This is a genomic window from Methylobacterium sp. B1 (assembly GCF_000333255.1).
Lineage (GTDB): Bacteria > Pseudomonadota > Alphaproteobacteria > Rhizobiales > Beijerinckiaceae > Methylobacterium > Methylobacterium fujisawaense.
On record NZ_BACT01000505.1, the window covers coordinates 1 to 6668 of the forward strand.

Below are 6668 nucleotides of genomic sequence, written 5' to 3' on the forward strand. Positions count from 1 at the left end.
GTATCGAAATATTCCTACGGCTACTCCAAGTACTCGCTGCCGCTGTCGGAATACATCCCGATTCAGGCCGAGGGCCGGATCTGGGGCGTCGATCCGAAGCGCGGCGACATCGCGGTGTTCAAGCTGCCCAAGGACAATTCGACCGACTACATCAAGCGCGTGATCGGCCTGCCGGGCGACAAGATCCCAGGGCGCGGATCCCGAAAGGGCCGCCCGGTCCGCCGGTGCGGGCTGATTCGTCAGCGATGATGCCGTGTGGCCATCATAGATCGGCGGTGTTCGACGATCCAAATCAAACCCGACCACGGACAACCGTGTAAAGGTGCGCCTATCGCTGGCAGACTGATTCGGGCGTCAGTGGCCGAGAGTAGAGCGTGCTCCCGCCCCTTTACTGTGGAGCGCCCCATGCCGCGGTACTTCTTCGACATCAGCAACCGAAGCTTCCATCGCGACGAGGAAGGCAGCGACTGCGCTAATTTTGAGGCGGCCCGCGCTCTCGCGATGCGAAGCCTGCCCGAGATCGCGCGGTTCGCGATCCCGGGCGACGGGGATAACCAAGCCTTCGTTATCCTGGTCCGCGATGACGCTGGAACCGTGGTCTACACGGCGACGCTCACCTTCGCGGGAGTCCGGCTCAACGACGCCGCGAGCTCGCTCGGCCCTTGGCCTTCCCCGGCGTCCTGATCTGTCCCACGGCGGCATCGAAGTCGGTCTGATCCTCGCCGGCGCCAGCGTCACGCGCGGCTTCGATGCACCGGCGGCGCTGTATCTCGGGTGTCAGCCTCTTGGCCTTGAGCCGCGCTGCGTATCGGCTCGGCTCATCGCTGGTGAGATCGGACGCTCCCCCGCCCCGTGAGCAGATCGGGGCGGGGCCGAGCGGATGCGATGGCTCACGAATTTACAGCACACCGATGACAGGTTGGCTTTGAGAGCCTGAGTATGCCTTCGTCGAGCGCCGTCCTATGCTGAGCTATGACCACGCATGGGGACCCTATGGAAGAGTATGATCTGACGTTGAGCGCTTCTGATCAAGAAGAAGCGGACATCCGCACCATTCACCTGCTCCGTGGTGCCATCATTACGGCATACTCCCAGGTCGAATTTTTGCTGGCGGATCTATATTTTAGGGCAAGATATCTGCAGGAATACAACCATCTTCCGAACAAACTTCCATATAAGCTTGATACGAAGCTCAAGAGGTTGAAATCAATTGCAGATTTGCCCGGACCGATCGAACAATTTCGACAAGAACTTCACGCTGCAGTCGATGGCATTCTGCAGTTCGAAAAGATTCGCCACTTCATGGCTCATGGCATGCTAATCGATAGAAAGGAAGAAACCGGAGAGCATCAGATTTCGTTCAGGGGATATGTCGAAATAAATGGCGAGCCCGTGATGGAGATATTGAATGGAGATTTGAGAGATCTAAATAATAGCTTAAATATTATCGAGACATACACGATGAAATTTGTGCTTCTGGCGCATAAGATCATAGAGCACTGCAAGCTCCCCCAGGTTGGTTAGCGTAAGCCCAAAATCTTTGCGGTTCAGCAACCATTCGGCTCTACCCCGGCCGTCATGTCCGACCTCCCGCCCGCCGTCGCGTCCTGGCGCGACCAGATCGAGCGCCTGTCCGAGCACGCCTCGCCGTGCCGGTATCTCCTGCCGGCGAAATGGGCGGCGATGCGGGCGAGTGCGCTGGCCTTCCTCGACCAGTTCGGCGCCGAGGCGCATCGGCTCGGCTGGACCGCGCCGCAACTGTTCGGGGTCCATCCGGAGCACGGATTCCTGCGCGTGGAATATGCCGGCGCCCTGATGGTCAACGACAGCCGGGTCACCGGCGTCGAGCCCGACCGGGTCGTGTTCGACCGCTTCTCCGGCTACCGGACCAAGCCGGGTCAGACCTGGGGACCGCCGGTCTGGGAGTTCGCGGCCAAGGGGCGCGGCTGATCCCGCCTGTGATCTGCGAGGATGTCGGGGGCAACCGCGTGGTTAGCCGACGCAGGTTGTTGCGCCGGCCAAGCCATTAACGCGTCAGGCCTTTTCGCGGCGCATGGTGCGGGCATGTCCCATTGCGCCACGAGCCTGCCATGCACTTCGAGATCCGCGCCACCGGCCGCCACCTCTGGACCTGGGTGTTGCTCGACGCGACGCAGATGACGGTCCTGGAATCGGACCGCACCTTTCCGTCCGAGACCCAGGCCTCGGCGGCCGCGCTAGCCTTCGCGAAGCTCGTGAACCGGGCTGGCCAGACGCTGACCGCGGGATCGTCAGGCGGCCTGATCTAGACGCGGACTCACTTCCGGCGCGGGCGGAGCGGCCGGTAGAACCCGCTCGATTCCAGGCCCAGGGCCTGCGCTCGCGCGGCCAACACGACGGGCACCGACATCAGGCTCATCACCGGCGACGCCAGGATGGCCGGTCGTGCAGGAGGAGCCCGACCTGTCGTCCCCGCCATCAGAACAGCCCGAACAGCAGGGCGAGCATAAGAAGCAGGCCCCAGGTCACGAGGCCTTGCCCGAAGATGGAGAGGCCATAGGGTGGTGCGAGGGCCGTACTGAGCCAGGATAGGCCGATGCCGACGATCGGCAACAGGATGAGGAAGCCCAGCAGTTCCAGGGGCAGCCGCCGGACCACGCGGAGGGCGGCGTTCAGGTCCTAGACCGACACGGCGTCGAGGGAGAGCCGTTCATCGCTCGCAGCCTGCCTCATGGAGCCTCCTCCTTGGATGCTGCCTTCGACCGTGGGGCGGCATCGTTCTCGGACACACTGGTCTGTGAGAGTCCCCGAGCCCCCGGCCGCCGGACCGCCGGTCGGCGACATGCTCGGCCACGTGCTGCTTCTTCGTGGCGGTCCGCAGGCCGAGACAGGCGATGGCCTGGGCGCGGGCCGATATCATCCGAGCGCGGTTCTCTCATAAGCCGATGCGGAGACAGACGAAATCGGCCGCCATTCACATTCGTCTACCGGTTGCGAAGATCGGAGGCGCGGGCGCCTTGAAGCTTACCCCCGCCTCAGGCTTGTTCTGCGTTCGTTCGCAAGCGGAGGAGCACCAGAATGGGGCGCCTGGGCAACGTCCAGCCTGGTCGGGTCTACGTCGACTGCGCGCCCTGCAAGCGCTCGGGACGCTACACCGTGGCCAGCCTGATCGATCGCTACGGCGCCGACGTCCCGACGGTGGATCTGCTCCGCCACCTGACGGCGTCGTGCCGCTACCAGCGCCGGCCCGGGGCTGCGCCCGCGCGGAAATACGAGCGCCTCTGCCTCGCCGCGATCACGCTGCCGCCGCCGGCGAAGCAGATCCCGCCGGTGCCGCCTGGGGTGCCCTACACGATCGAGGTCTGGCGCGACGCCGGCGGCAACGTCGCGCTGCACCTCGCCACCATCTACCCGCTGTCGATGGCGCTCGCCGCGTTCGAGGCTGCCTGCCGCGAATGGCCGACCCATGAGGTCACGCTGCGGGACCGGGCCCGGATCGTGCGGAAACGTGAGGTGCCGCCAGGGGTCGACGGCGCCTCACCGTCTTGAGCCTCCCGATCCCGCGGTCGAACCGACTCGCGCGCTCCGCGACGGACGGCCTTACGGCGGCCCGCGCTGGAGCGGACGACCGCAGAGGCAGAAGCGGCAGCGACGGGCGGTGTTAAGACACCATGGCCCGTGACGCCTCGCGCACCAGCCGCGTTGAGGAGTCGACCTCCTGGGTCGAGGCGGCGATCACGCTCACATTGCGGCTGATCTCCCCTACGGCCTGGGTCATGGCCTGCATGTTGATGGACATCTCCTGGGCGACCGCAGCCTGCTGCTCGACGGCCGTCGAGATGGCCGAGGAGATCTCGTTGACCTCTCCGATCGTCTGCCCGATGCCCGCGATGGCGGTGGCGGCCTGATTCGCAGCGTCCTGCGTCTGCGCGATCTGGCTGCTGATGCTCTCGGTCGCCTTCGCGGTCTGGGCCGCCAGGGATTTCACCTCGGTGGCCACCACGGCGAAACCCTTGCCGGCCTCGCCGGCCCGGGCGGCCTCGATCGTCGCGTTCAGCGCCAGCAGGTTCGTCTGCCCGGCGATCGTGTTGATCATTTCGACCACCTCGCCGATGCGCTGGGCGGCGGAGGCGAGGCCGGCGACCACTGTCGAGGTGGCGACCGCCTGCTCGACGGCCCGCCCCGTGACCTGCAGCGCGCGGTTCACCTGGGCGCTGATCTCGCCGACCGAGGCGGCAAGCTCCTCGGACCCGGCGGCGACACTCTGGGTGTTGCCTGAGGCCTGCGCGGCCGCGCTTGCCGCGCTCACCGCCTGCTGCGACGCATGAGAGATCGAGCTGCTGATGACGTCGAGGTCGCGGTCGACGCCCCGGTGGATTTCGGCCCGCCGCAGCCGCTCGGCCACGGCCTCGGTGATGTCGGTGGCGAACTTCACCACTTTCACAAGGCGGCCCGCGGCGTCGCGGACCGGGTTGTAGGTGGCCTGGATCCAGGCCTCGCGGCCGCCTTTGCCGATGCGCTTGTACTCCGCCTGCTGATACTCGCCGCTCCGGAGCCGGTCCCAGAAGGCTCGGTAGGCCGCGGTATCGCGGTCTGCCGCATCGACGAACATCGCATGGTGCTTGCCCTTCACCTCGTCGAGGCTGTAGCCGACCACCGCGAGGAAGTTCTCATTGGCGGTGATGATCGTCCCGTCGAGGTTGAATTCGATGATCCCTTGCGAGCGGTCGAGGGCATTCAGCTTGCTCTCGAAATCGGCGTTGCGCAATTTCTGCGCTGTGATGTCCGTGGCACATTTGAAGACGCCGTAGGGTTTGCCGTTGCGCCCGATGAGTGGGGTATAGCTCCCCTGAATCCAGACTTCGCGGCCGCCCTTGCCGATGCGCTTGTACTCAGATGTCTGATGTACACCGCTGCGCAGAGCGTCCCAGAACGCTTTGTAGGCTGCGCTCTCGCGCTCGACCGGGTCGACGAAGATGGAGTGATGCCGCCCCTTGATGTCGTCCAGTCGGTAGCCGAGGATCGACAGGAAGTTGGCGTTGGCGGTGACGACCTTTCCGTCGAGATCGAATTCGATCAGTGCGTGGGAGCTGTCGAGCGCATTCAATTTCGCGTGATGGCTGGGGCGGAGAGACAGCATCTTAACCTGCTTTTAATACCGGCGTTTCTATGCCAATTCTTTCATAAACTAATAAAATATCAGTAAATTTTCTTTAAGTATCGATTTTTTGCGAAAGATCGGGCGCCGCATCTTCTACTTTAAGTTGATTCTTCTCGTGTTTTCGTAGTGTTGCCGGCTGGCCATCTGCTGCGGGTCATATATTGTCCGATCGCTTGCGGCTCAGAGAGATAAATTTCGATAACTATCCCCGCGAATTCGGCGAGATCACCGCGGTCTGCAGTGGCCGGATCCAGTCATTGAGATACGCTGGCTCAAGACATGACGATGCCAGCTGGTCGCGAGATTGCGACTACGCGGCCGCCGGTCGCGCTGTGGTGCGAGGCGTCCATTCAACTGCCGCCCGCGGAGCCTTGATATTCCCCCGCGTGTCACCGAGGCGGGTCGAAAGCGGCCTTGCCACATGACGCCGCGGGGCTCGCATCAAGAGAGGCGGGAGCAGCCCTCGCGAAGCGCCACGGGATCGCGGTCCGCTGCTTCTGGCTGATGGCTGGGCCTTTGGCCTCCAGGCGCGCCGGCTTGTCGGCGATCAGCGCCTCGGTCGCCCAGGTGTGCGTACGGAGGGACGCGACGAGATCGGCGCCCAGCCTTCGCGAGCGGATACGATTCGGTGACGAGCTCCGCCGTCACCGCATCGACGGTGGCGTCGATGTCCTGGCCGCTGACCACGGCGGCCTAGCGCAGCTCGGAGATGGTCGAGTTGTTCGCCATGCTGCCTGCCATATGCATGCCGGGCCGGTCATTCGGTCAGCAAGCGCAGGGCTAAGTGGTGGTGCCGCAAGAGGGATTCGAACCCCCGACCCCCTCATTACGAATGAGGTGCTCTACCAGCTGAGCTATTGCGGCCCTGGTCCCGAGGAACCGTGACCGACGCACGCGGTGTGCGGCGCCGGACGTGGCAGGCTCATAGCGGCACGGCCTGCGTTAGGCAAGGCCACCGCCGACTATCGAGCACTTCAGAGGTCTCGATGCGACGCCAGTTCGTCTTCCAGGAAGGCCGCCACCGCCGCCCGGTCAATGCCCGGGGCGATGAAGCTCTGGCCGATCCCGCGGGCTAGGATAAAGGTCAGCGCGCCGTCGCGGACCTTCTTGTCCTGCGTCATCGCGTCGAGAATCGACTCGACGGTGCCGCATCCGCCCGGGACCGCCTGCAGACGGGTCGGCAGCCCGGCGAGGGCGAGATGGTTGGCGACGCGGCCGGCATCCTGCCCGCCGCAGAGCCCGAGCCGGGCCGAGAAGCGGAAGGCGAGCGCCATCCCGATCGCCACGCCCTCGCCATGCACCAGCCGGGCGGAATCGTAGCCCGTCAGGCGCTCCAGGGCGTGGCCGAAGGTGTGGCCGAGATTGAGCAGCGCCCGCTCCCCGTCCTCCCGCTCGTCCCGGGTGACCACCGCGGCCTTGGCCCGGCAGCAGGAGGCGACCGCCTGCTCGCGCTCCGGGCCGCCGAAAAAATCCCGCGCCAGTTCGCCTCGCACCAGTCGAAAAAGCCCGGATCGGCGATCAGCCCGTA

At 64.8% G+C, this 6668-nt stretch carries 7 protein-coding genes, 1 tRNA gene and 2 pseudogenes; 6 read left to right on the plus strand and 4 right to left on the minus strand.

Annotated features, from left to right (window positions below; translation table 11 throughout):
* From I53_RS14815 to I53_RS14830, 5 genes and pseudogenes are all read left to right on the plus strand, one after another.
* Positions 1-225: pseudogene (locus I53_RS14815) on the plus strand (S26 family signal peptidase); the annotation flags it as partial.
* Between the two features lie 180 nt (positions 226-405).
* On the plus strand, positions 406-684 hold the full coding sequence (locus tag I53_RS14820) for a hypothetical protein (protein WP_043351966.1): 279 nt from the start codon (positions 406-408) through the stop codon (positions 682-684).
* A gap of 309 nt (positions 685-993) precedes the next feature.
* A complete protein-coding gene (locus tag I53_RS33250) occupies positions 994-1524 on the plus strand; it encodes a hypothetical protein (RefSeq protein WP_187294356.1) in 531 nt (176 codons plus the stop codon).
* Between the two features lie 54 nt (positions 1525-1578).
* Positions 1579-1950 (plus strand): hypothetical protein, encoded by a 372-nt coding sequence (locus I53_RS14825; protein ID WP_043351972.1) that lies wholly within the window; start codon positions 1579-1581, stop codon positions 1948-1950.
* Between the two features lie 140 nt (positions 1951-2090).
* The gene (locus tag I53_RS14830; RefSeq protein ID WP_043351974.1) at positions 2091-2288 is read left to right on the plus strand and encodes a hypothetical protein; all 198 of its coding nucleotides are present in this window, start codon (positions 2091-2093) and stop codon (positions 2286-2288) included.
* Positions 2289-2457: 169 nt separating this feature from the next.
* On the opposite strand, the gene I53_RS35130 is transcribed toward I53_RS14830, so the two are convergent.
* Positions 2458-2637, minus strand: a complete 180-nt coding sequence (locus I53_RS35130; protein ID WP_251982322.1) for a hypothetical protein — start codon at positions 2635-2637, stop codon at positions 2458-2460.
* Positions 2638-3057: 420 nt separating this feature from the next.
* Here I53_RS35130 and I53_RS14840 point away from each other — a divergent pair, with 420 nt between their 5' ends.
* Positions 3058-3528, plus strand: coding sequence for a hypothetical protein (locus I53_RS14840; RefSeq protein ID WP_043351975.1), 471 nt, complete (start codon positions 3058-3060; stop codon positions 3526-3528).
* A 112-nt stretch (positions 3529-3640) separates the two neighbouring features.
* Here I53_RS14840 and I53_RS14845 read toward each other — a convergent pair whose 3' ends face one another.
* The 3 genes and pseudogenes from I53_RS14845 to I53_RS14855 all read right to left on the minus strand — a co-directional run.
* Positions 3641-5119, minus strand: a complete 1479-nt coding sequence (locus tag I53_RS14845) for a PAS domain-containing methyl-accepting chemotaxis protein (RefSeq protein ID WP_043351977.1) — start codon at positions 5117-5119, stop codon at positions 3641-3643.
* A gap of 809 nt (positions 5120-5928) precedes the next feature.
* Positions 5929-6004, minus strand: a tRNA-Thr gene (locus I53_RS14850).
* 110 nt (positions 6005-6114) lie between these two features.
* A pseudogene (locus tag I53_RS14855) lies at positions 6115-6668 on the minus strand (3-dehydroquinate synthase); the annotation flags it as partial.

Coding starts and splice junctions, on each gene's coding strand:
- I53_RS14820 (WP_043351966.1), top strand. CDS start 406: ATGCCGCGGTACTTCTTCGACATCAGCAACCGAAGCTTCCATCGCGAC.
- I53_RS33250 (WP_187294356.1), top strand. CDS start 994: ATGGAAGAGTATGATCTGACGTTGAGCGCTTCTGATCAAGAAGAAGCG.
- I53_RS14825 (WP_043351972.1), top strand. CDS start 1,579: ATGTCCGACCTCCCGCCCGCCGTCGCGTCCTGGCGCGACCAGATCGAG.
- I53_RS14830 (WP_043351974.1), top strand. CDS start 2,091: ATGCACTTCGAGATCCGCGCCACCGGCCGCCACCTCTGGACCTGGGTG.
- I53_RS14840 (WP_043351975.1), top strand. CDS start 3,058: ATGGGGCGCCTGGGCAACGTCCAGCCTGGTCGGGTCTACGTCGACTGC.
- I53_RS14845 (WP_043351977.1), bottom strand. CDS start 5,119: ATGCTGTCTCTCCGCCCCAGCCATCACGCGAAATTGAATGCGCTCGAC.